The organism is Rhodococcus sp. NPDC059968, from assembly GCF_042738615.1.
In the GTDB taxonomy this organism is placed as follows: domain Bacteria; phylum Actinomycetota; class Actinomycetes; order Mycobacteriales; family Mycobacteriaceae; genus Rhodococcus_F.
Genome location: NZ_JBHWUE010000005.1, coordinates 122,770 through 147,508, shown reverse-complemented (window position 1 = coordinate 147,508; position 24,739 = coordinate 122,770). Strand labels below are relative to the sequence as shown.

19 protein-coding genes are annotated in these 24,739 nt (G+C 65.6%); 10 read left to right on the top strand and 9 right to left on the bottom strand.

Annotation, left to right across the window (positions count from 1 at the left end; all coding sequences use genetic code 11):
• Positions 1-27: 27 nt before the first annotated feature.
• The 3 genes from ACFWAY_RS07445 to ACFWAY_RS07435 are packed head-to-tail and all read left to right on the top strand — an operon-like array spanning position 28 to position 3,837.
• Positions 28-2,031: an acetoacetate--CoA ligase gene (locus ACFWAY_RS07445; protein ID WP_378450623.1), complete on the top strand. Its 2,004-nt coding sequence runs from the start codon at positions 28-30 to the stop codon at positions 2,029-2,031.
• Between the two features lie 8 nt (positions 2,032-2,039).
• The gene (locus ACFWAY_RS07440) at positions 2,040-2,963 is read left to right on the top strand and encodes a VOC family protein (protein WP_378450622.1); all 924 of its coding nucleotides are present in this window, start codon (positions 2,040-2,042) and stop codon (positions 2,961-2,963) included.
• A gap of 40 nt (positions 2,964-3,003) precedes the next feature.
• Complete coding sequence (locus ACFWAY_RS07435) at positions 3,004-3,837, top strand: fumarylacetoacetate hydrolase family protein (protein WP_378450621.1); 834 nt, start codon at positions 3,004-3,006, stop codon at positions 3,835-3,837.
• A gap of 123 nt (positions 3,838-3,960) precedes the next feature.
• Here ACFWAY_RS07435 and ACFWAY_RS07430 read toward each other — a convergent pair whose 3' ends face one another.
• A complete protein-coding gene (locus tag ACFWAY_RS07430) occupies positions 3,961-4,638 on the bottom strand; it encodes a GntR family transcriptional regulator (protein WP_378450620.1) in 678 nt (225 codons plus the stop codon).
• 360 nt (positions 4,639-4,998) lie between these two features.
• Entirely contained in the window at positions 4,999-6,057 is a 1,059-nt protein-coding gene (locus tag ACFWAY_RS07425) for a LacI family DNA-binding transcriptional regulator (RefSeq protein ID WP_378450619.1), read from the bottom strand.
• Positions 6,058-6,233: 176 nt separating this feature from the next.
• Between ACFWAY_RS07425 and ACFWAY_RS07420 the strand changes: the two genes are divergently transcribed.
• The 3 genes from ACFWAY_RS07420 to ACFWAY_RS07410 all read left to right on the top strand — a co-directional run bounded on the left by ACFWAY_RS07420 (position 6,234) and on the right by ACFWAY_RS07410 (position 9,103).
• Positions 6,234-7,172 carry a dihydrodipicolinate synthase family protein gene (locus ACFWAY_RS07420; protein ID WP_378450618.1) on the top strand — a complete coding sequence of 313 codons (939 nt, stop codon included), beginning with the start codon at positions 6,234-6,236 and terminating at the stop codon, positions 7,170-7,172.
• Positions 7,173-7,536: 364 nt separating this feature from the next.
• Complete coding sequence (locus tag ACFWAY_RS07415) at positions 7,537-8,712, top strand: Nramp family divalent metal transporter (RefSeq protein WP_378450640.1); 1,176 nt, start codon at positions 7,537-7,539, stop codon at positions 8,710-8,712.
• Between the two features lie 112 nt (positions 8,713-8,824).
• Positions 8,825-9,103 (top strand): YciI family protein, encoded by a 279-nt coding sequence (locus tag ACFWAY_RS07410; RefSeq protein ID WP_378510321.1) that lies wholly within the window; start codon positions 8,825-8,827, stop codon positions 9,101-9,103.
• A 317-nt stretch (positions 9,104-9,420) separates the two neighbouring features.
• Here ACFWAY_RS07410 and ACFWAY_RS07405 read toward each other — a convergent pair whose 3' ends face one another.
• Together ACFWAY_RS07405 and ACFWAY_RS07400 are read right to left on the bottom strand one after the other, a co-directional pair.
• Positions 9,421-11,037, bottom strand: coding sequence for an amidohydrolase (locus ACFWAY_RS07405; RefSeq protein WP_378510320.1), 1,617 nt, complete (start codon positions 11,035-11,037; stop codon positions 9,421-9,423).
• Positions 11,038-11,070: 33 nt separating this feature from the next.
• A complete protein-coding gene (locus ACFWAY_RS07400; protein WP_378510319.1) occupies positions 11,071-12,441 on the bottom strand; it encodes an MFS transporter in 1,371 nt (456 codons plus the stop codon).
• 123 nt (positions 12,442-12,564) lie between these two features.
• Here ACFWAY_RS07400 and ACFWAY_RS07395 point away from each other — a divergent pair, with 123 nt between their 5' ends.
• The gene (locus ACFWAY_RS07395) at positions 12,565-13,494 is read left to right on the top strand and encodes a LysR family transcriptional regulator (RefSeq protein ID WP_378510318.1); all 930 of its coding nucleotides are present in this window, start codon (positions 12,565-12,567) and stop codon (positions 13,492-13,494) included.
• Positions 13,495-13,770: 276 nt separating this feature from the next.
• Here the strand turns inward: ACFWAY_RS07395 and ACFWAY_RS07390 are convergent, their stop codons facing one another.
• The 4 genes from ACFWAY_RS07390 to yddG form a co-directional block, all read right to left on the bottom strand.
• Positions 13,771-15,138, bottom strand: coding sequence for a styrene monooxygenase/indole monooxygenase family protein (locus tag ACFWAY_RS07390; RefSeq protein WP_378510317.1), 1,368 nt, complete (start codon positions 15,136-15,138; stop codon positions 13,771-13,773).
• 28 nt (positions 15,139-15,166) lie between these two features.
• Complete coding sequence (locus tag ACFWAY_RS07385) at positions 15,167-16,582, bottom strand: LLM class flavin-dependent oxidoreductase (protein ID WP_378450612.1); 1,416 nt, start codon at positions 16,580-16,582, stop codon at positions 15,167-15,169.
• The gene (locus tag ACFWAY_RS07380; protein WP_378510316.1) at positions 16,579-17,817 is read right to left on the bottom strand and encodes an acyl-CoA dehydrogenase family protein; all 1,239 of its coding nucleotides are present in this window, start codon (positions 17,815-17,817) and stop codon (positions 16,579-16,581) included. The genes ACFWAY_RS07385 and ACFWAY_RS07380 overlap by 4 nt, the downstream gene beginning before the upstream one ends.
• A gap of 217 nt (positions 17,818-18,034) precedes the next feature.
• A complete protein-coding gene (gene yddG, locus ACFWAY_RS07375) occupies positions 18,035-19,126 on the bottom strand; it encodes an aromatic amino acid DMT transporter YddG (RefSeq protein ID WP_378510315.1) in 1,092 nt (363 codons plus the stop codon).
• Between the two features lie 830 nt (positions 19,127-19,956).
• Between yddG and ACFWAY_RS07370 the strand changes: the two genes are divergently transcribed.
• On the top strand, positions 19,957-21,318 hold the full coding sequence (locus ACFWAY_RS07370; protein ID WP_378510314.1) for an MFS transporter: 1,362 nt from the start codon (positions 19,957-19,959) through the stop codon (positions 21,316-21,318).
• 3 nt (positions 21,319-21,321) lie between these two features.
• Here ACFWAY_RS07370 and ACFWAY_RS07365 read toward each other — a convergent pair whose 3' ends face one another.
• Positions 21,322-22,110, bottom strand: a complete 789-nt coding sequence (locus tag ACFWAY_RS07365) for a GntR family transcriptional regulator (RefSeq protein ID WP_378510313.1) — start codon at positions 22,108-22,110, stop codon at positions 21,322-21,324.
• A gap of 294 nt (positions 22,111-22,404) precedes the next feature.
• Between ACFWAY_RS07365 and ACFWAY_RS07360 the strand changes: the two genes are divergently transcribed.
• Both ACFWAY_RS07360 and ACFWAY_RS07355 read left to right on the top strand, forming a co-directional pair.
• Positions 22,405-23,799, top strand: a complete 1,395-nt coding sequence (locus tag ACFWAY_RS07360; RefSeq protein ID WP_378510312.1) for a protoporphyrinogen/coproporphyrinogen oxidase — start codon at positions 22,405-22,407, stop codon at positions 23,797-23,799.
• Between the two features lie 45 nt (positions 23,800-23,844).
• Entirely contained in the window at positions 23,845-24,738 is an 894-nt protein-coding gene (locus ACFWAY_RS07355) for a dihydrodipicolinate synthase family protein (protein ID WP_378510311.1), read from the top strand.
• The last annotated feature ends 1 nt before the right edge of the window (position 24,739 follow it).

Genomic DNA, 24,739 nt, shown 5'->3' with positions numbered 1-24,739 from the left:
CCCTCTACGAGTCGACAGGAGACCGAGATGGCTCAGCCGATCTGGGAACCGACCCCCGGTGACGTCCACGCCGCGCAGATCACGCGTTTCACCAGGTTCGCCGAACAACGCCATCACCTGACGTTGCCGACCTACGGTGACCTGCATCGCTGGTCCGTCGAGAACCTCGGCGATTTCTGGCAGGCGGTCTGGGACCATTTCGATGTCCATTCGACGACCACGCCGGGCCCCGCCTTGACCACATCGGCCATGCCGGGTGCAACCTGGTTCGCCGGATCACAACTCAACTACGCCGAACACCTCCTGCGACAGGGCAACCCGGACTCGGTGGCGATCATCGATGCCGCCGAGCCCGGCGCCCACACCACGACCCTCACCCGGCGGGAGTTGCGCAGGCAGGTAGGAGCGCTGGCACACACCCTGCGCAGCAACGGAATCGGACCCGGTGACCGGGTGGTCGGCTATCTGCCCAACATCGCCGAGGCGGTCGTCGCGTTCCTGGCCACCGCGACGCTCGGCGCGATCTGGGCATCGTGTGGGCAGGACTACGCGGTACCCGCGGCGCACGCCCGGCTCGGGCAACTCGAGCCGGCGGCCTTGATCACCGCCGACGGGTACCGCTTCAACGGACAAGTCCGCGACCGGGCCGACGCCGCAGCCGAGTTGCGGTCCCTGCTCCCGACCGTTCGACTGGCGATCGCGGTCGACCGCGTCGGCGCCGGCGTGGCAGGGATGACCGCGTGGTCGGACGCGACCGACGGAGAATACCCCCTCGAACCACTGCCGGTTCCGTTCGATCACCCGCTGTGGGTGGTGTTCTCCTCGGGCACCACCGGGGTGCCGAAAGGCATCGTCCACGGCCATGGCGGGGTGCTGCTCGAACAACTCAAAATCACTGCGCTGCACTTCGATCTGGGCGAGCGAGATACCTTCTTCTGGTTCACCACACCGAGCTGGATGATGTGGAACAGCCTCGTCGGTGGCTTGCTGGTGGGGGCGACCATCGTGTGTTACGACGGCAGCCCCACGTTCCCCGCGGTGGACGCGTTGTGGGACATGGCCGACCGGTTCGGTGTCACCCTTCTCGGCACAAGTCCCGGCTACCTCCTCGGGTGCATGAAGGACTCCCCTTCCGATCTACGCGGGCCACGCGCCCTCGACATGCTGCGGGGCGTCGGAGTGACCGGAGCCGCGCTACCGGCCAGCACAGCCGAATGGTTGGCCCACCAACTCGGGCCCCGGGTTCGCATCGCCTCCACGAGCGGCGGCACCGACGTGGTCACCGGATTCGTCGGCAGTGCACCCACCCTGGCGGTCTGGTCCGGAGAGATCTCCGGACCGTGTCTCGCGGTGGCCGTCGATGCCTTCGACCCCGGCGGCCACTCGGTGACCGGGGACGTGGGCGAACTGGTCATCACCGAACCGATGCCCTCGATGCCGATCCGGTTCTGGAACGATCCCGACGGGGACCGATATCGGGAGACGTACTACTCGATGTATCCCGGGGTGTGGCGCCAGGGAGACTGGATCACCATCACCGACCGCGGCAGCGTCGTGATCCACGGTCGCTCGGACTCGACGTTGAACCGGCACGGTGTGCGTATGGGCAGCGCCGACATCTACGACGCCGTCGAGCAGTTGCCCGAGATACAGGAAGCGCTCGTCCTCGGTGTCGAAGACTCCGACGGCGGGTACTGGATGCCGCTGTTCGTCGTCCTCGTCCCGGGGATCCACCTCGACGACGAACTCCGGCACCGGATCGTCGACACCATCCGGGCCAGCGCCTCCCCCCGGCACGTGCCGGACGACATCATCGCCGCACCCGGGGTCCCGCACACGCGGACGGGAAAGAAGCTCGAGATCCCTCTCAAACGGCTCATGCAGGGCGCTTCGCCTGCGGCAGTGGTCGATCCGGCGACCGTCGATGCGCCCGAACTCCTCGACTGGTACATCCAGTTCGCCGCCGCACGCACCGCCCCCGACAACCCGCACCGGGACGCCACCGCAGCCCGGTCCACGACCCCCGCATAGGAGAAACGATGAGTCTGCATCGATTGACCACCATCACCATCGGAGTCCCCGACCCCGGGGCCACCGCCGACTACTACCGCGACTTCGGCCTCACCGACCTGGGCGAGCACCGATTCGGCACCGTCGACGGCGGGGAACAACTGCGCCTGGCGTCGGCGCCGCAACGACGGCTGCTCGAACTCGGCATCGGAGTGCACGACAGCGACGACCTCGCCCGCATCGGATCCCAACTCGACCGCCTCGCCATCGCCTACAAGGCAGAGGAAGGCTCACTCACCGTCGAGGACCCGAACTCCTCCCTGACCGTCGTCGTCGAGATCGCCCCCGAGGTGAAGCAGAAGCCCGCCCCGGCACCACTCACCAACGGACCGGGCCGCCACGACCGGACCGACGAGCGCGCCTCCGCGATCAGCCGCACCGGACCGGTACGACCGCGCAAACTCGGGCACATCGTCATCGGCTCCCTCGACCAGGACGCCAGCCAACGGTTCTTCGCCGAAGGTCTCGGTTTCAAGACGAGCGACCGGGTGCCGGGACTGGCCAGTTTCATGCGCTGCTCGGAAGATCACCACAACGTGTTGATCCAGCAGGCACCGCTGAACTTCCTGCACCACACCGCGTGGGAAGTCGAGGATGTCGACGAGGTCGGACGGGGAGCGACGGCCATGCTCGAAGGCCACCCCGACCGGCATGTCTGGGGCCTCGGCCGCCACCACATCGGGTCCAACTTCTTCTGGTACCTCAAGGACCCGGCCGGCAATTTCGCCGAGTACTACAGCGACCTCGACTGCATCGTCGACGAACAGCTGTGGAAACCGGAGGTCATCGAAGGCGCGAAAGGCCTCTACAACTGGGGCCCGCCACCCCCGCCCTCGTTCCTGGCACCCGAAGACCTCGCCGCACTCATGACCGGCTCCCATTCCGCCGGCTAACCCACGCTTACTCATCTCCACACCGAAACTAGGACGCCACATGCGCATCAGCAGCGTGAACAACCGTTTTCACGTCATCGACGGCGACGTCGCACTCGACATCGAACACGCCAGCAATGGCCGCTTCGCCGCCTCCGGATTCGACATCTACGAACGCTGGAACGAGCTCACCGACTGGGCGCACTCCCTTTCCGCGGACAACTACCGGCCGTTCGACCGTGCGGCAATCGGCGCACCGGTCGCGATGCCCCGGCAGGTGTTCGCGATCGGATTGAACTACCGCGATCACGCCGCCGAATCAGGTCTCGACGAACCGGACGCGCCGCTGGTGTTCACCAAATTCCCCACCTGCATCACCGGCCCGACGGCGCCGATCGCGCTGCCCTCCGACAACGTCGACTGGGAAGTCGAACTGGTCGCCGTCATCGGCAAGAAGGCCGAGCGCGTCTCCGAGGACCGCGGGTGGGAACACATCGCCGGATTGACTGTCGGTCAGGACATTTCCGAACGAGCGATCCAGCTCGCCGGGCCGGCACCGCAATTCGGGTTGGGGAAGTCCTTTCCCGGATTCGGGCCGATCGGTCCCGCCGTCGTCTCGGTCGACGAACTGCCCAACGTCGACGACCTCGAGATCGGATGCTCCCTCGACGACGAAGTGCTGCAGAAGGGCCGCACCAGCGACCTGATCTTTTCCATCCCCGAACTGGTAGCGCGAATCTCCGCGATCTGTCCGCTGCTGCCCGGCGACATCATCTTCACCGGAACACCCGCCGGCGTCGGCGGCGCACGCTCACCGAAGCGGTTCCTCCCCCGCGGGGGGACCCTGGTCAGCTACATCGAAGGCATCGGGGAGCTGCGCAACCCGCTGATCTGATCCGACAGCCGACATCACGGCAGAATCAAGTGTTTTCGGGAGGCGGCGCCCACCCGGGCCGCCTCCCGACAGCACGTACCCGCACAGCCACGGTACGCGCTTTTCGCGGACGAGATCTGCACACTACTCGGACGGCACCCCGAGCTGCGAACAGCCGAGCAACGCGTCGGTTGTTCGGGCGATGTGTTCGGTGAGCAGACGTTGAGCATTCTCCACATCGCCCGACAGCGCAGCCTCCATGATGGCTCGGTGCTCCCCCGCGAGATCCCTCCGGTCGTGGGCGAGAGTGTCCGACCAGACCCGGTACAGCTCGGCACCGTCCCGAAGCGAATTGGCAATCGACTGCAACCGGGGGCTGCCGCAGCCCGCGAGGAGGGCCTGATGGAAGTCGCGGTGCACCTGCAGCCACTGACAATTGATACGGCCATCGGGCAGATGCACCGGTGTCCGCTCGAGGGTGTGATGGGTCGACACCACCAGCGACTCCCACGCCAGCCCGCCGTGCTCGATGGAATCCTTCAGGGCCATCGTCTCGATCTGAATCCGCACATACGTGATGTCCTTCAGATCTTCCGGAGACACGTCCACGACGTTGAATCCTCGCTGCGGATTCGCCACCACCAGCCCCTGCTCACCCAGCCGTGTCAACGCCTCCCGGACCACGGACAGGCTGACCCCGAAACGTGCGCCGAGATCAGCGATCTTCAGCCGAACCCCGGGGCTGACCTCGCCATTGAGGATCTCGGCCCGAACTTCGTCATACACCACCTCGGTCCGCGTGGTCTTCACCCGATCAGCCATATTCCAAACATTACGCTATTTTGACGATTTTTTGCTGAAAGATCGACTTTACTGACGGCCAACGGGGCCCGACGGGCAGAGACCAGGGCGACCGCACGCACGCTTGCTCGAGGGAGCGCATCCCCGTAATCCAGCCTAGGTGACCCATGCGCCGAATCGGTCGGCCGTTCAACAGGGCTACTGAGCCGAGCTGCTTGATACGGCAGGATCAGACAACAGTGAACGGTGTACGAGCCGAACGAGACACCGGCGCGGGCAACCTCGTCGAACACGATGCTGCTGAACCAGAAGCTCTCTTCGATGACGGGGTGACCGTCGGGGCTTGCCGTCGGTCTGCGTCAATACGCCAAGCTTCGGTCCTTACGAGCGTGCTTCATTTCTCGCCCGGTGCGATCCGGACGAGCGACGCGGAATCAGGGTGGGCATCGCACGCCGGATCGGTTCGTCGACGGGGCTGGTGGCGAGCATCAGATCGAGCGCGGTGGCCGCAATCTGGTCGAACGGGGTGCGCACCGAGGTGAGAGGGACCGGAAGACGTTGCGACAGTGGGATGTCGTTGTAGCCGACCAGGGCGACGTCGTCGCCGACGGTCAACAAGCATCGGTGCGCGGCGGCGACGACTCCGAGTGCGAGGTTGTCGTTGGCGGCGAAGACGGCCGTCGGACGGGACGCGGAGCGGAAGAGCCGGTTCCCGGCCTCCTCGCCGTCCTCGATGCCGAACGTCGTTTCGACGATCCACTCGGGCACTTCCGCGATTCCCGCTTCCCGGAGCGCCTTTCGCGCCCCGGCCAGACGACCGACGGCGGTGGACGCGAACAACGGGCCCGACAGGACGGCGATGTCGGTGTGCCCGAGGTCGATCAGATGGCGGGTGGCGAGATAGCCACCGGCCTCGTCGTCGCCGACCGAGGACGGACTGATGCCGTCCGTACGAAGCACAAGCGCGTGGGGCACGCCGCGCTCCCGCAGTTCACCCGGCAAGGGATCGTCTCGCCGGCTCGAGGCGACGATCAGGCCGTCGACGTTCCGGGCGAGCAGCGTCCTCGCCGCGTCGGACTCGTCGGCGGGGTTGTCCCCCGTGGTGGCGACGACCGTGAAGTAGCCGAGGCGGGTCGCGGCCCGGCTGATCGCCTCGTACATCAAGGCCATGACGGTGTCGCTCAACCGTGGGACGAGGACGCCGATCGTCGCGGTCTGCCCGCGGCGCAGGCTCGATGCGAAGGTGTTGCGCCGGTAGCCCAATTGATCGGCGACCGCCCGCACTCGTTCGGCGGTCGCGGAGCGGGACGGCGGCACGCGGTCGTCGAGCACGCGGCTGACGGTCGAGGTGCTCACACCTGCCGCCTCCGCCACTTCACGCAGCGTCACGACGTGCTTACCGTCCCGCGCCCGCTGGGGCGCGCTCCCATTGGCTTCCATGGTCTTCCTCTCTACCGCCTCGGCCCGGTCCTCAGCGCGTGAGGAAGGCCTGATCACATCCGATTCAGCACGTGACCCTTGACACAGCCCCGATCGTATCGCACGATGAAAACGTTCACGGGAACGTTCCCGGGAACGTTTGCACAACGCAGATCCTCCGATGGAAAAGAGCAACCATGAGCACACTCGACCTCCGCGGCCTCACACCGGCGCCGGTGACACCCTTCACCCGTGACGGCGCCGTCGACTACGACGCCATCCAGCGCCTCGGCTCGTGGCTCGGCAGTGTCGACGGTGTCAAAGGCCTGGTCGTACTCGGCCACGCCGGCGAGGGCACCTTCCTCACCCAGGACGAGCAGGTTCGCGTCATCGCCGCTTTCAAGGACTCCGTCGACGGCCGGCTGCCGATCATTGCCGGCATCACTGGCGAAGGCACCGCCGTCTCCGTTGAGGAGGCCCGCCGCGCAGTCGACGCCGGCGCCTCGGCCGGCCTGGTCTACCCCTCCCACGGATGGCTGCGGTTCGGTTACCAGGACGGCGCCCCGCAGGATCGGTACAAGGCGATTCACGAAGGGTCCGGCCTGCCGTTGATCCTGTTCCAGTACCCCGACGCCACCAAGGCCACGTACAACCTGGACACCCAGCTCGAGATCGCCGCCCAGCCCGGTGTGTTCGCCACAAAGAACGGTGTGCGGAACATGCGCCGCTGGGACCGTGAGATCCCGGTCCTGCGCCGCGAGAACCCCGACCTGCAGATCCTGAGCTGCCATGACGAGTATCTGCTGCACACCATGTTCGACGTCGACGGCCTGCTGGTCGGCTACGGCGGACTCGCGCCCGAGCCGCTGGTCGAACTCATCGCAGCAGGCAAGGCCAAGGACTACCCCGCGGCACGGGCCATCCACGACCGCCTCCTGCCGGTGACGGCGAACGTCTACCACCGCGGCTCGCACATGGAAGGCACCGTCGCCCTCAAGGAAGGCCTCGTCGCCCGCGGAATCCTCGAACACGCCACCGTGCGCTCACCGTTGTTGCCGCTGGCCGAGGGCGCAGGTGCCGAAATCGCCGCCGCGCTGCAGTCGGCCGGGCTGACCTCGGTCGTCGCCCACGCCTGACCTCGCTCGAACCGTCACTTCGGATTCACGGAATCCGCCGCACGCGGTGCCACCGCGCCACGTGCCGGTACCGCCGCCCGGCCCGGACACCCCGGGCCGGCCGGCACCGCCCGCAACAGACCCGGCCCACTTCTGGCCGCAGGTTCCGTTCGCCCCTTCCGAGCCGGCAGCGTCGGATGACCATCGTCAGTTGCGCCACACTCCTCGTCTGCGGTTCGAACACCAGAAAGTAGGCTCATCGATGAGTCAGCCATCTCGCACATCAGCCGATCCCGTCGGAGGCGATTCAGTGGTCGCAGACACCCCTCCGCCGCCCGGAGGTCGCGTCCGGCCGCAGCGGCGGTACTGGGTTCGGACTCTGGCCATGGCCGGTCCCGCATTCATCGCCGGAGCGTGGCAGTTCGGGCCCGGCAACCTCGCCAGTGCCGTCCAAGCCGGCAGTGAATACAGCTACTCCCTGATCTGGGTGATCGCCGTCTCGACGATCTTCATGCTGGTCTACGCCGACATGAGTGTCCGCCTCGGCATCCGTACCCCAGTATCGATGATCAGCTCGGTCAAAGACGTCCTGGGCCGACGCGTCGGCGTCGGCGCCGGCATCGGAGTCTTCATCATCACCCTGTGTTTCTCCGTGGGCAACGCCGTCGGATCCGGACTGGGACTGTCGATGGTCTTCGGCGGGTCCCCGATAGTGTGGTCCGCCGTCTGCACAGTCTTCGTCGGACTGATCCTGTTGTTCCGCAACGTCTACCGCACCGTCGAACGCGTCCTGCTGGTGATCGTCGCCCTCCTCGCGGCCACCTTCGTCTTCAGTGCCATCATCGCCAAACCGGACTGGTACGAGGCACTCAACGGGGTGGTTCCCAGCATTCCGCCGGGAGGGCAGCTCCTCGTCGTGGCCCTCGTCGGCACAAACTTCTCCCTCAACGCAGCTTTCTTCACCTCGTACGGCACCCACGAACGCAAGCGCACTGCAGCCGAATACCGGCAAACCACCATCGCCGACACCATCCCGGGCATCGTGGCACCCGGTATCATGACTTCCCTCGTGATCATCGTCGCCGCGGCCGTCCTCGGCCAACAGAACACCGAAGCAACCACCCTCGCAGGCCTGGCCAAGATCTTCGAACCCATCGCCGGCCCGATCGGATCGACAATCTTCGCGCTCGGTCTCTCCGGTGCCGCGTTCTCCGCCATGGTCGCCAACGCCACCGCCGGAGGCACCATGCTCTCCGACGCGCTCGGCAAAGGACCGTCGCCCAGCACGCTGACAGCCAAACGCACCAGCGCCGTAATCCTCGCCTTCGGACTCCTGATCACGATCCTGTTCACGAAATCCCCTGTCCAGCTGATCATCTTCGCCCAGGCATTGACCGTCCTGATCGCACCGTTCCTCGGGCTCCTGCTCCTCGTGATGAGCAACAACTCCCAGCTGATGGGCAATCTCCGCAACACCTGGTGGAAAAACATCATCGGCGCCCTGGGATTCATCTCGATCCTGTCCCTGTCCGGCCTGCTGATCTACGAACTGCTCGGCTGACACCGACATGGGGCGGCACACTGCCCACCGCAGTGTGCCGCCGTCGTCCCGTGCAAGGAGACTCAGGTCCTGCGCACCGACTGCTGCATCCACCCCCGAGGAATCAGAAACCATGCCACACTTCGTCGTCGACTACACCTACTCAGCCGAAACCGCTGCTGGCCGTGACACGTACCGATCCGCACACCGAGCATGGCTCGCCGAATTGGTCGTGCACCGGACCGTCATCACCTGCGGCCCCTACGCCGATGACAGCGGTGCCTTCATCCTCGTGGAGTCCGACACACCCGACGCGGTCGCACAACTCTTCACGCACGATCCCTTCGTCATCCACGGCCTCGTACCCGAACATCGAATCGTCGAATGGACGCCGGTGATGGGTCGTCTGTAGAACGACGATTGGCGGCCAGCGGCGACGGGGCACAATCCTGACCGCGCCCCGCCTGATTCAGCGAAATATAGTGCACAGCAATGCCGGACGCTGCGATGAGGCCATCGAGAGCAGGCCGCAGTCGGCGCGGGTCCGGCGTGAGTGCCGATGCAAGCGGGCAACGCCATGCCGCACGTCTCCGATCGGAGCCACCACGCTCATCGCCCCACGACGCAGTCCACGGAACAGCAACAACATGCCCACTCCGGTACCGATCCCCGACCAGACCGGTGGGGCAAGTGAGCGCAATGGTCAACTCACCCCGCCGGCGCGTCGTCTCAGTCTCGCGTGTACACCTCCACGCCCCCGACAAACGTTGATTGGACACCGATCTTCGAGATCTGGTCGTGCGGGACTTCCAGCGGATCCTCTTCCAGAACAACGAAGTCAGCGAGCCGGCCGGCGGCGAGTGTGCCCTTGCGGTCTTCCTCGCCGGTGGCAACCGCTGATCCTGCTGTGTAAATCGCGAGGGCTTCGGTCGGCGAGACACGTTGCGATGACCCGACGAGGGCACCGTCCCACCCGGTTCGAGTCACCATGCTCTGCATCGCCAGGAGGGGTTCGACTGCTCCACAGGGGAAGTCGGAGGACCCCGCCACGGCTACTCCGGCATCGAGGAACGCCCGGTGTGCAAACATCCGCTCTACCCGGTCCTCGCCGTACCAGTCGATGAGATGGCCGCCATGTTGGTGGACGTAGTTGCCGAAGGGGACCGCGATCGCGGAAAGCTCGTTCATGCGTCGCAAGATGTCCTCGTCCACCACACTGCAGTGTTCGATGCGGTGCCGCAGTCCGGGTCGCGGCATTTTCTTTTGCGCGGTTTCGAATTCGTCGAGGACGAGCCGGATGGCGCGGTCGCCGTTGGCATGGACGCAGACTCGGTTGCCGTCACCGTGCACCTTCTGGACCACCTCGGCGAGCTCCTCACGGGTGAGCACCTGGATGCCGTGATGCCCGGTGTCGCGGTCCGGCTCTTCCAGAAGGAGGGTTCGTCCGCCGACAGCACCGTCGACGAGCGCCTTCACTCCGACAAAGCGCAGGTGGTCGTCGCCGAACCCCGAGCGTAGGCCGAGCCGGTGTACCGAGTCGTAGTGCTCGGCGGCGAGAAGGAATCCGACACGCATCGTCAGCAGGCCCTGCTCGCGAGCGGCCTCGAACAGACGAATGTCCGCGGGCCCGGAAAATGCGTCGCAGACCGATGTCAACCCTGCTGCGTGCCAACGCCGAATCACATTCCCTAGCGCTGTTATCCGTTCGTCGAATCCTAACTCTGGTACGACCGTCCTCCCGTCCACATCACCCTGGGCGTAGGCGAAATCGGTGAGAGCACGCTCATAGAGAATGCCGTTGAGCCGACCAGTTCCGTCCCGTCCGAAGTCACCTCCGCTGGGCGGCTCCGAGTTGTCCGTGATGCCTCCCGCGGCAAGCGCTGCGGAGTTGACCACTCCCCAATGACAGGCGACGTGGAGGACGATCGTGGGAACGTTCCCGGTGACGGTGTCCAGGTCCCAGCGGGTCAGAACGCGACCTTCGGGCATCTTTGCATCGTCGTAGCCCACCGCGCGGACCCAGCCTTGTCCAGGGTCGTCCTTGGCCGCAGCACCGATTTTATCGAGTAGCTGCGTGAGCGTGGATGCCTGCGAGGGTGACACGTCGAGCTTCAGTTCGTTCTCGGCGGCCATAGCGAGGTGCAGGTGTGCGTCGTGAAATCCGGGTGAGATTACGGTGTCTCCCCTGTCATCGACCCAGGCGGTGGGGAATTGTCGGAGCAGTTCGTTGGTGTCGCCGAGCGCAACGATGCGGTCACCGATCATCGCGATCGCGTTGGCGGATTCCGCAGCGGAGGTGAGGATTCGACGTCCGCGAACGATGCGCGGTCGTGCGGGTGTGTCCATGAGATGGTCCTTAGCTCGTGATGGTGGTGGTGTTCAGTCGACTTCCGCAACGACATGACGGTCGGCCGAGACGTTGAGGCTGACATCTGTGCGCTCCGAGTGAGGGGCCGGCCGAGTTCGCATTCGCCGGGCGAGCAGGACCACACACGCCAAGGTGAGCAAGGTGAGGGCCACGTGGTACCCCGCCACCATGGCGATGCCACTGCCGGCGAGGAGCCACTGAGCGATGAACGGCACCATTCCGCCGATCAACGTTGCCGACAATTGGTAGGCCAAAGAGATACCGGTATAGCGGATCCGGGCGTCGAACGCTTGCGCGAGGAAGCCGGCCAACACCGCAAAGTAGGCCGGACTCGTCAGAGCACCGAGAGCGAGGCCGACGTAGATCAGAGCAATCTCCCCTGTGCTGACCAGCGCATAGACAAGTGGAGTCAAAATCACCGTGGCGACCAGCGCCGTCACCATGATTCGAGTACCCCCGAAGCGATCCGCCAGGAGTGCGCCGATGGGTTGGACGAAGAACTGCACGATCGTTGCCAGCAGCAAGGCCGACAAGATCGTCGATCGGCTGACACCCAGGTCGGTGGTCGTCCACGCAACCATGAACGTGCCCATGAAGTAGGCCCCACCGACACCGATCGCCGCGGCTCCGATTCCGAGAAGGAGCGGGACGGGAGCGGTTCGGATGGTTTCGAGTGCCGGCGCCTCGGAAATCTCCCCATTTTCCCTCGCCGCAAGGAACTCCGGCGATTCCTCCACACCGATTCGAATGATCAACCCGACCAGAAGCAGTACAGCCGAGAAGAGGAATGGGATCCGCCAACCCCAGGCGGCGAAATCGTCCGCCGGGAGTGTGCTGACGCCCAGAAAGGCCAGGGTCGCCAAGATGTTGCCGACGGGCGATCCCTGCTGCGCGAAAGCACCGAACAGCATGCGTCGGCCGGGCGGCGCGTGCTCGGCGGCGATCAACACCGCACCACCCCACTCGCCGCCCAACGCGAGTCCTTGAACCATCCGGAGCAGGATGAGCAGAACGGGGGCGGCGATGCCGATCGACGCATAGCCGGGCAATAGTCCGATGGCGGTACTGGACAGACCCATCAGGACGAGGGTGGTGATCAGCGTCTTCTTCCGGCCGATCCGATCGCCGAGATGGCCGAAGATCACACCCCCGAGGGGGCGAGCCAGAAAACCCGACCAGAACGTCGCGAACGAGGCGAGCAGTCCCACGGTTGGCGATGCCGACGGGAAGAACACCTGCCCGAAAGCGAGTGCGGCCGCGGTACCGAAGATGAAGAAGTCGTACCACTCCACCGTGGTGCCGATCAACGCGCCGAAGCCTGCTCTCCGAGCCCCGCGAAGGTTCGGGACGGCCTCGGAACCCGGGCCGGATGTAGCGTTCATGCCTTCTCCTCGAAAGAAATGGAGCCATGAGCCGGCTCACAATCACGTGCGTGGAGATAAGTGTGAAGAGTGCTGCTATAACCGTCCAATATCCATTTCGCAGCAGGCCAATGCCTAGGAGGCATGGTGGAGATTCGTGTACTTCGATATTTCCTTGCCGTCGTCGACCACGGGTCGGTTACGGCGGCCGCCCGCGCGGTGAGAGTGGCGCAACCCTCGCTCTCCCGGCAACTCCACAATTTGCAGCAGAAGCTGGGTGTCGAGTTGTTTCGCCGCGGACCGGGCGCTTTGCGTCTGAGTGTCGCAGGCGAACGTTTCCTGCCGCTCGCGCGCGACCTCGTGGCACGGGCCGACCAAGCGAGCTCGGTACTCAGGCACCTCGCCCGAGGCGACGACATCCCGCTGACGATCGCGGCGCCGGCGACCACCATCGCCGACGTCCTCGGACCGTATCTCGCTGGTCGATACCTGCGGTCAGGACTGAACGACATCATCGAGCGGGATACCCGCACCGTGTACGACGTGGTCCAGCGCGGAGATGCCGACATCGGCATCTCGACGTTCCCTCCACCCGGGTCGATGGAGACCCGTGTCATCGGCCGCGCCCCGGTGTGCGCACTGGCATCACCGGAACACCCCCTGGCCGGACAGACCCAAGTCCCCTTAGCCGACCTCGTTCAAGAATCGCTCATCCTGATGCACCGCAACAACGCCGCCCGACTCGCATTCGATACCGCCACCGCCCGCCAAGGCCTCGCCTACGTCGACCCCCGAGTTGTATCGGTGACATCTGTGGCCAGAGCACTCGCCGCATCGGGCCAGGGGGTTGCCGTACTGACCGACCAACCCCTCTTCAACCTCATCCGTGTGCCGATCCGAGTCCCCGAAGGCATCCTCGCCGTCACCCTCTATGCGGGCTGGGATCCCGAACACTTCGCCGCGCCCGCAGTGTCGGCACTCGTCGATTCGATCTCCGACTATCACCGAAACGTCCTGACGCCGACGGCGGAAATCACCATCGCCGACCTACTGCACCCTCCCGACCGACCATGACACCGGCTCTCACAGCGCGAGAAAGTCAGCGAGAGCCTGCGCCACGAGGGCGGGCTCGTCCTCGGTGGGGGGGGTGCCCGGCGCCGGGAACGAGCGTCGCTCGCGCGCAGGGATGCGGCGCGCGAGATCGTCGGCGAACGAACGGTGAGGAAGTCGATGTCGATCCGACGCAGGGGCCCCTGGCTAACCTGGCCGTTCGGTGACCGGTGGTGGCGGTCAGCAGCTGACCACCACCACTGGCGCCGCGGCCATCGTGTGGGAACAGACAGGAGCTGCCTAGGCTCGGGCCGCCGCGGGAGATGCGGTGAATCCGTCGCTCGGCGCGAACCGTGCCAGCACGTCCTCCGCAGGTTCTCCGGCCACGGCGGCGATGAACGCGAGAATGTCCTCCCGGGTGTCGATACCGATCAGCGTGTCGGGTTCGGAGAGGAAACCGAACAGGGCCGCGGCGACGGGTTCGCTGACGGTCGCCGCCGGGAACAGCAATTCGGCGTGGACCGCGTACTTCGGGTCGCCGAGGAACAGGCGGGTGACCTCGGCGGCCGCGTGACCCCGTGTGTGCCAGTGCTTCTCGAACTGCTCGGACAGCCAGTCGGCGGTGAACTCGCCGTCGTGCCCGCGTGCCGCGTCGACGAGCGCAGCCACCTGCACGGCGGTGTTCTGGGCCCCCTGCCCGGCGAGGGGATCGAACGCGATCGCGGTGTCGCCGATCGCCGCGACCACGTGGCCGCTCCTGGTCGTCCCGACCGCGCGCCGCACCGTCGGGGTGACCGCCCCTTTCAGCCACGAATGCGGGTCGGACTCGATCACCTGCAACTGCTCGATCTCGGGGGCGTCGTGCGGGAAATAGTCGCGGTAGAAGTCGACGACGGTCTGCCGCGCGGAGTGCACGTCGGTGACCGCGGCGAACCGCTCCTCCCACGGACTGCCCGGCTTCGCGAAGCCGAGGAAGCTCCACGTGGCGCCGGCGTCCTTGTGCAGGTACGGGCCGAGCCAGGCCTCACCGAAATCGGTGTGCAGGTTGAAGAGATTGTGCGCGCCGCCCGCAGCGGACCGGTAGCCGAAGGTGTCCGGGCCGTGTCCCAGGCCCTGCAACGTCACCAGCAGCAGTCGGCGCTGCGGTTCGCTGTACACGGTCCGTTCGGTGTCGACCGGGAACAACGTGGACAGCCCGCCCTTTCCGGTCGCCACGAGTGTCAGGTCGTGGTCGGCGGCAATCGCATCGAGGTCGTCGGGGTTCACCGCCCGGACCTCGAAGCGGCCGCCGCGGTCCAGGAAGCGGCCGAGCCGGTCGTCGGCCCGCAACCGCACGTCGACGCCCTGCGCGACGTACCGGAAGTCGGGGTCGAACTCGAGGACATCGGCGCGGGTGTCGCCCTCCCCCGTGTGCAGACGGGTGCTCATCCCGGTCGAGTGCGGACCGTCGGCGTAGAGGTCCTCGATGATGCGGGCGTCGGCCTCGCGGGACTTGCCGAAGTAGACGGCGGTGCCGGTGGCCGGGACGTCGTTGCGCAAGGCGTCGCGGTCGCGGTCACTGTAGAGGGTGACGGTGAAACCGGCGTCGACGAGGCCGAGCGCGGCGGTGGTGCCGGCCAGTCCGGCTCCGACGACGGCGGCGGCGGCGGCGGTGCGGGGTGTGCTCATGGGTGCTCCCGGTGGTTGTGGTGGTCGTTCAGGAGTTCGTGTACGCGCGGTAGCGGTCGGTCCGCGTCGAGAGGTCACCGCCGAGGCGGTACCGCGCACCCCGGTGGTCGGTGGGAAGCCGGTCGCCCTTTCCGAACAGCTTGTGGCGCAGGGTCCCGTCGGTGTAACCGGTCGGGTAGGCACCGCGGGCCTGCAGCGCCGGCACGACGTGGGTGACGACGTCCTCGAACGATCCCGGCGTGATCGCGTACGCCAGGTTGAACCCGTCGACGTCGGTGTCGGCCACCCACTCCTGCAACTGCGTCGCGACGGTCTCGCCGGAGCCGACGAACCGCGGCCCGAGGCCGCCGATGCTCGCCCACTCCGCGATGTCGCGGACGGTCCACTCGCGGCCGTCGTCCGCGGCCTCCTGGAATGCGGCAACGGCCGACTGTATGGCATTGCTCTCGACGTTTCCGATCGGGTCGTCGAGGTCGTACCGCGACAGGTCGATCCCCATCCAGCCGGACGTGAAGACCAGCGCGCCCTCGAGGTCGGCGTATCGCCGGTACTCCTCCTGCTTCGCGGCCGCGGCCGCGTCGGTGCTGTCTGTGATGACGGTGGACAGCGCGTAGATCCGCGCCGAATAGGGGTCGCGGCCGGCGTCCACGAGTGCCTGCCGGATCCGTGCGACGGTGTCCTTCAGCACCCGCTTCGACGGCGGCCCCACGAAGATCGCCTCGGCGTTCTCGGCGGCGAACCGGATACCGCGCGGCGATGCCCCCGCCTGGTAGATCACCGGCGACCGCTGCGGCGACGGTTCCGACAGGTGGATGCCCGGGACCGTGAAATGCGTTCCGCGGTGGCCGATGTGGTGCACCTTCTCCGGATCGACGTACACGCCGCGCTCGGTGTCGCGCACAACGGCGTCATCCTCCCACGAGCCTTCCCACAGCTTGTAGAGCACCTCGAGGTACTCGTCGGCCTGGTCGTACCGGGTGTCGTGGTCGAGTTGGTCGGCGTCACCAAAGTTCCGGGCCGCGGACGGCAGGTAACCCGTCACGACGTTCCACCCGATCCGTCCCCGGGTGAGGTGGTCGAGGGTCGAGAGCCGGCGCGCGAACGGATACGGGTGCTCGAATCCCGTCCCCGTGGTGATGCCGAAACCAAGGTGTTCGGTGACCGCTGCCATGGCCGAGACGAGCAGCAACGGGTCTGCGACCGGGATCTGGGCGCCCTGCCGTAGCGCGGCCTCGTCGGTGCCGCCGTAGACGTCGTAGGTGCCGAGCACGTCGGCGATGAACAGGCCGTCGAACAGCCCGCGTTCAAGGAGCCGGGCGAGGTCGGTCCAGTAGCCGAGGTCGGTGTAGCGGTGCGACTGGTCGGCCGGGTGCCGCCACAGTCCCGGCGACTGGTGGGCGACGCAGTTCATGTCGAACGCGTTGAAGCGGATCTGCCGGGTCATGCCGGCGCGTCCGCGTCGCGCACGCTCTGCCGCTGCCCGGCGCTCCAGGCGTACGGCAGCGGATCACCGTTCAGGACGTACGCCCCCACCGACTGCTGCTTGTAGATCAGAGGGTTGTGTGCCGAAATCGTGCGTGCGTTGCGCCAGTGCCGGTCGAGACCGAGTTCCGACGAGGTGACGGACGCGCCCCCCACCTCAAACAACTGCGCGGTCGCGTCGAGGACGAGGCCGATCACCACGGACTGCGCGCGGGCTGCGGCGGCCTCGGCGCGGTCCAGGAGTTCAGGGTCCTCACCGCCGGCGTCGAGCAGGCGGTCGAGTTCGTCGGCGACGGCGAGCACGGTCGCGCGGGCGCCGTACGCGGCGGCGGACAGCTTGCCGATCACCTGCTGCACGAGCGGGTCGTGCCGAGGCAGGTCGGCAGCCGCGTGGGTGAACGTGCGGGTGCGGGCCCGAACCCACTCCGCCGTGTCCGTCTCCGCGCGGCGGGCGATCCCGGCGAGAACGGCCAATTGCACGAGTTGCAGGTAGGACGTCGCGTAGGTGCGGCCGGGCGCGCCGTATCCGGGCCCGAGGATCCGTTCCTCGGGCACCACGACCCCCGAGAACGTGGTCGTACCGCTTGCGGTGAGCCGCTGTCCGAAACCGTCCCAGTCGTCGGTCTGGGTCACGCCCGGAGCGTCCGCGTCCACCAGCACCGACACCCGCTCGCCGTCGCGGTCGGCCGCGACGAGGATGTGATCGGCGTAAAGACTGCCCGTGCTGTAGTACTTCACGCCGTCCAGGACCCAGGTGCCGTCGTCGCCGCGGCGCAGCGTCGTCTGGTACCGGTCGGCGGCTCCTACCCCGGGTTCGGTGATGGCGTTGCCGACCAGTGTTCCCTCCGCGGCCGCACGCAGCCACCGCTCGCGGTTGTCAGTCGGGGCGACGAGACGCTGGTCCTCGACGAAGCTCCAGTGCACCCGAAGCGCCTGGGGCAGATTGGATTCCGCGGCAGCCAGATCGACCAGCAGGCCGAACAGCTGTCGGACCGACGCGCCGAACCCGCCGAACTCGACGGGGACGCGCAGGGCACCGAACCGCGCGTCGCGAAGGAGACCCACCTCGTCGAACGGCAACCGGCGATCCCGTTCCCGCCCCAGCGCGCCCTCGGCGATCCGGTCGAAGATCGGATGGAACCGATCTTCGAGTTCGCGGTCGGTCACTGCCTCGGCCTCGATCGTTGAACTGCTCACGTGCCTGCTCCTCGGTGCGTCGACGATGTCGACACCACGATGGGCGATCCAACCGCATGGGGGCACTACTTACGATCGCGCAGAGTCGAACGCTCGGCACGCGAGGTCTACGGTGCCGCTCTACCCGCACCGCGCACTTCGAGCCAACCGATCATCGAAAGAGGAATCGGTACTCCCGGTGAAATCGGCTGGAGCAGAGGCAATATCCGCAGCTTCGCTAGCTTCCCGACCCGACGTCGATCGGCACCCGAGGTGCCGAACGGTGATCACTGGCGATGGTTACCACGCATTCCACTCGCGTGCCGAGAAGTGAACGAACGACGGTGGGCTCTTCCATACTCTCTTCGTCGAGAGTCTCCTCGTCGATGCTCTGCTCGTCGAGCGAACCGTCCTCTTCGGGAACTCCGACGGTTGCCTTCGGTTCGCGCGTCGCCAACCAGCACAGGATTGCCCCGAGGCACACCACAGCAGTTCCCACCCAGAACGTGAGACCGAGTGCCGTGGCCAACATCAACGATGAGAATGCGGCGGACAGTACAGGCGTGAAGTACGAGGCAGCGGCGAGCAAGGTCATGTTTCCGCGCAGGATTCCGACATTCCACAGGGCGTAGCCGAAGCCGATCGCACACGCCGCCACCAACGTCGCCGCGATCGCGGTGAAGCTGAGGTGCATCGGCTCGCGACCGGACAACAGGTACATGCACCAGAACGACACGGCCGTCAGCACGAAGAACGGAGTAATGCCGTTGTTCCCGTTTGCGAACAGCTTGGTGACCGTGCAGTAGCCCGCCCAGATCACTGCGCCGGCGAACGCGAGCGCGTAGCTCAGAGGATTCGAGCGCACGTTGTCGACAGTGCCTGCGACGTCCAGTCCGGCGTCACCGCCGAGAACGACGGCAATGCCGACTACCGATAGCACGATGCCTGGCAGGGTCAGGCGCGAAGCCTTCTGTCCGGCGAACACGATCGCGAACACCACCGTCAGGCTCGGCCACAGGTAGTTCACGATTCCGACTTCGATTGCCTGCCTCGGAGTGTCCGCCAGTCCGATTGCGAGGGCAAAGCACACCTCATACGCGGCGAACATCACGGCACCGGTGACGAGATACGTCCGACTGAAGTCTTTGAACTTGGGCCATCCGACAGTCACCGACAGCAGAATCGCACAGCACGAGTAGATCATCGCCGCGCCCCCGATCGCCCCCAGGCTATCGGTGACCAGTCGGATCATTCCGACCATCGAACTCCACAACACAATCGCCAACAGCCCCGCCGCGGTGGCACTTCGGCTCGACTTGGTCACTCTCACAACAACACTCCTCCTTTTACGTGCTCGTGAACTTTCGGTGAAACCATCGAGTTTCGGGCGTTTTCGCCAGCCGCCGGGACATGAACCACCACCGCAACCGCAGGTCGTGGTGGCACGTCAACGGCACCCGCCCGCTAACACTGCGGTAACACAAATGTAATCTGTGATCACATATTGGACAAGGTCTTCGTCGAGTGAGACATACCACTGTCGGGGATACGGGACGTTCAGACCGCTTGAACTCGCACAGATTTCACCCTCGAGTGCCCGAAAACCACTGGTCGAGATCCGATCTCACGCGGTGCGCAGTGGACCCCCACCTGCCCGACTGCCCTGTCGACCGCTTGGCGGTGCGGCCTGGCGCCCTTGAATCCGGGCGGGCAAGAGTGGCGATTGCCGAAGGCGCGTCCGCGCAGCCGGCGGCAGGCGTCATGGACTGGGCCTTCATATAGGCCCGGCTCATCTCGATCCTCAAATGTTGATATATCAGTCGCATCGTACATGAGTACCAGCATCGTGCGAGGTAGAGAGGCCAAAAGCGGCGGACCCCGAGTACAAATATCACATCAGGGGGTTGTGTGATCTGTGATCTCATCCTATTCTGTGTGACGAGACGCACATCGCATCGGTGTGTAATTCCGAACCACGATCGCAGGCTTGGAGGGAGTTCGATCCTCATCGCGTCTCGCGGTGCAGACGCCGCCAGCGCAGGACCGCCGCGTTCGAGGCTCGACTCATCTCTTCTCACACCGAACACCCCGAACACAGCTGTCCTACAGGGGTCTCACGTCAAGCCAGGACCGACTAGAAACGTCAACGAGGAGCTCGATATGGCCACCAATCCACTGGACGACGCGCCACTGTCCAGGTTTCACAAGAAGCTTGCCGTGTTCTCGTCGGGAGGACCGTTCCTGGACGGATTCGTCTTGTCCATCATCGGTGTCGCGATGATCCAGATCGCGGATCAGTGGGGCCTGTCAGCCGTGGAGCAGGGACTGGTCGGCGCATCGTCGCTGATCGGTATTCTCCTCGGTGCATTCGCCGGCGGTTGGTTGACCGACCGTTTCGGGCGAGAAGTCTTGTTCACCGTCGATTTGATCGCGATCGCCGCGTTTTCGGTCGCACAGTTCTTCGTCCAGGACGTGATCTGGCTGATCGTGCTTCGCCTTCTCATCGGCATGGCCGTCGGCGCGGACTACCCGATCGCCACGTCGCTGCTGACGGAGTTCACCCCTCGCAAGTACCGCGGCCCGTTCCTCGGCGCATTCGTCGCCATGTGGTTCGTCGGCGCTGCAGCAGCGTACGTAGTGGGCCAGATACTTGCCGAAACAGGAAACGACAACGCCTGGCGCTGGATGCTTGCCAGCGCCACGGTGCCAGCAGTGCTGATCGTCGTGGCCCGCGTAGGTACTCCCGAGTCACCGCGTTGGTTGGTAAGCAAGGGCAGGATCGACGAAGCCAACAAGGTGCTGCGCAAGGTGTTCGGCCCCGGCGTCTCCGTCGCCGACCTCCCCGCGGAGGATGAGAACAGCGTCAGCGTCAAGGAGCTCGTCCGTTCCGGATACGGAAAGCGGATGGCGTTCATCACGCTGTTCTGGACCTGCTCGATCGTCCCCCTGTTTGCCGTCTACGCTTTTGCACCTGCCATTCTCGGCGCTCTCGAACTGGAAGAGGACGCGGCGCATATCGGTTCCGCCGTCATCACGATCCTGTTCCTGGTCGGATGCATCATCGCCCTGTTCCTCGTCAACCGCATGGGACGCCGTCCCCTCCTCATTCACAGCTTCCTGTGGGCCGGTCTGGCACTACTGCTGATGGGAGCGTTCCCCGAGGCACCTACCACGATCATCATGGTTCTCTTCGCCGCATACGCCGTACTGATCGGCGGCACGCAGATCCTGCAGTGGGTCTACCCGAACGAGCTCTTCCCCACCGAGATCCGTGGCACCGCGGTAGGCATGGCCTCATCTCTGAGCCGCATCGGTGCAGCTGTCGGAACATTCCTCGTACCACTGTCCCTCAGCGGCCTGGGCATCGGCGCGACCATGCTCATCGCAGCCGTGATCACCTTGCTCGGAGCGGTTCTGTCCCACTTCTGGGCACCGGAGACCCGAGGACTGTCCTTGACCGAGAGCGCCTCGCTCGGGATCACCAGCTCACCGGTATCGCCCGCACGAGCGTCCCAGTCGTAACCTCTACGCCTGCTCTCGGTGCTGCGCTTCGAGGAGAGCCCGGATTCGATCCGTCGCATTGACGAGCGAATCGTGGTTGACGCTCGCAGCCGCGACGTCGTCCCCTCGAAGCGCAGCCTCGACCAAGCGCTCTTGGAAGACCGACAACGACTCGACGTTCCCTGAGTCCAGGGTGCCCCGGGCACCGACGATCTTGTATGCCCTGCAGTGGTGCCACAGATTGCGAATCGTGTTGACGAGCACCGGGTTATCACTCGCACGATAGAGAATCGACAGCAGTTCCTCGTCGTGTTCCAACAATTCGACGACGCGGCCCTCGACGATCGCGACCCTCATCGCCTCGAATTCGGTTTTCATTCGCTCGGCGTCGGCGCGGGTGATTCGAGTGGCCCCGAGTCGGGCAGCCTCGACCTCCAACAACAGTCGGACGTCGTAGACATGGACCAGCTCTGCGAAGCTCAGTCCCTTCACGACAGCACCCCGGTGCGGGACCCGCTCCGCGAGACCTGCCTCCTCGAGCCGGCGGATGGCCTCTCGAACCGGCATGACACTCGTGCCGACCTGGGCCGCGAGGTCGCGGATGCGCAATCTCGTCCCGGCAGGCATATCGCCATTCATGATCGATTGATGGATCATCGCGTACACCTGATCCGTCAGGAGAGTCGGCTCGACTTTCTGCGGAACGGTCACGGCTGCGATCCTAGCGGGGCCTGAGCAGGGCTCTCCCGAATGCTGGGTGGAACGGATCGCAGCGCGGTCGCCCTCACGAGTAGCCGGTTCCATCCCAGTCATATGGCTCTCGCCCTTCGCCCTGATCTCGACGTAGCCCCCGACCACTGCTGTCGGGCTCCCGAACAAGATGCGCCTCCGATCACATCAGCGCTTGTGTGATCTGTGATCACACTTTATCCTCATTGGAGCGGGTATGACCGGCATCACTGTTTTATCCCTGACAACGACGCGTCCGGACTGCGTGTTTCCCACGCAACCACTGCACGGCAGGAGTGCGCGTCCCGAATCACGAACTTGCCACGAACCGCCACCACTCCCGGCGCGAGACATGGCCCCAGTGAAGGAGATATCGAAGTGCGAGATGTAGTTGTAGTCGGTGCCGGCCTGGCCGGTCTGTCGGCGGGCTGGCGGTTGCGTCACTGGGACACACTTGTCTTGGAGTCCGATGAGCGCGTCGGTGGACGTATCCGTTCCGAACGTCGCGGGTCGTATTGGCTGAACTGGGGTGGCCACGTTTTCGCCGGCGGTGGATCGTCCACCGAAGCCCTGCTCAACGAGGCCGGGGTGATGTCGGTCGACATCCCCGGGTCGCTGCAGGCCCTCTCGATGAACGGGAAGTTCCTTCGCAAGGGACACATCGCCACCTATCCGTTCCGGATCCCGATGTCGCTGTCGGCTCGGGTGGCGACCATGCGCGCCGGCATGAAGATCGTTGCGGGCGTCGGAAAGTACACCGGAGTGGTACGCAAGCGCGCCGGTGAGTCCGGAGCGATGCGCCAGCAGCGGATCTACGACTTCGCGAACGACGAATCCTTCCTCGACTTCGTCGGGGACCTGCCGGAGGACGCGGCCGCGCTGTTCAAGACCACCGTCACCCGGTCCGCTGGAAACATGGACCAGATCTCGGCGGGCGCAGGCATCGGATACTTCAGCCTGGTGCTCGGCTTCGGACAGGGCCTCAGCCGCGGCATCGTCGGCGGGCCGTCCACCCTCACCGAAGCCCTCGCCGCGTCGCTGGGCGAGCGCGTCCAGTTGGGTGCCGCGGTGCAGGAGGTCGTGCACAAGAAGGACTCGGTGATCGTTCGTTACCGCCAGAACAGACGCGACCACGAAGTCGAGGCGCGAACGGTCGTGCTGGCCACGACCGCGGACGTGTCCCACCGGGTCGGTGTCGATCTGCCGCAGGAGCTGCGCGACGCGCTCGCTCAGATCAAGTACGGCCCCCACGTCAGCTCGGCGTTTCTCACCGACGAAACGACGAAGCGTCCGTGGGACGACATCTATGCCATCGCCGCCCCCAAGCGTTCGTTCGCCATCGCGCTCAACCAGGCAAGTATCGTGCGCGGCACCGAGTCCGTCCGGCAGCCCGGCGGCAGCTTCATGACGTTCTCGCCTGCGGCGCTGGGCAGCGCACTGCTCGACAAGAGCGACGACGAAGTGGTGAACACTCACCTCGCCGACCTCGAGCAGATCCTCGGGCCCGGGTTCTCCGACACCGTCGTGGAAGCCAAGGCCGCACGGTGGAAGAACGCGTCACCGTACAGCTTCCCCGGTCGCGCAAAGCTTCAGCCCACGCTGACACGCGGAGCCGGCCGAGTCTTCCTGGCCGGCGACTATCTCGGAACGCTCTACACGGAAACCTCGGTCACCTCAGGGTTCTCCGCCGCTCAAGAGGTCGTCAGCGTGCTTGCCACCCACCGTCAGACCCGTCAACCCGAGCTGCTCACCGTGCACCCCGCCAGCGCCTGACATTCCCACCACCAGAACACTTGTCAACGATCTAGGAGTCATTTCATGTCCAAGCAACTCAGCGGTGTCCTCACAGCATTGACCACCCCGTTCGACGCCGACGAGCTCATCGACACGGACAAGCTGAAGCTCGTGGTGGACCGCTCGATCAAGGCAGGCGTCGACGGAGTCGTCGCGGCAGGATCGACCGGTGAGGTCGGGGCGCTGTCGTCGGACGAGCGCCGGCGTCTCGTCGACACGGTCATCGAGCACACCGACGGCCGAGTACCCGTCATCGCCCAGACCGGTGCCACGACGACCGCAGAGGCCATCCGGCTCTCTCGCGCCGCCGAAAAGTCGGGCGCCGACGTGCTCATGCTGATCACACCGTTCTACGAGCCGCTCTCGACCGAAGAGACGGTGGCGTACATCAAGGACGTCGCGTCCGCCGTGGAGCTGCCGGTCATGCTGTACAACATCCCCGCGGTCACGGGTGTGAACCTCGATCCCGGCACCGTTCGCTCCCTCGCCGAAGAGGTCGACAACATTCGGTACATCAAGGACTCGAGCGCGAACTGGGAACAGGCACTGCAGCTGATCCACCACCACAGCGACGTGATCGGCACCTTCATCGGCTGGGACTCCTACATCTACAGCGCCCTGGTCGAGGGCGCTGCCGGGGTCATGGCGGGTGCCGCAAATGTCGTTCCGGACGAGATCGTCGCAGTGAACCGGCTCATCGGCGAGGGCGACCTGCACGGGGCGCTCGCCAAGTGGCGCGACCTGTACCCGGTGATCGACGCGATGATCTCCGTTCCCTTCATCTCCGCCGTCAAGGCTGGTCTCGCTCTGCAGGGAGAACCGGTAGGAGCGCCCCGCCGGCCCACCGCAGAACTCCCCGCAGAGCAGGTCGAGAAGATCGGACAGGCACTGAAGGGGCTCGCAGAGGGGACTGCGTAAA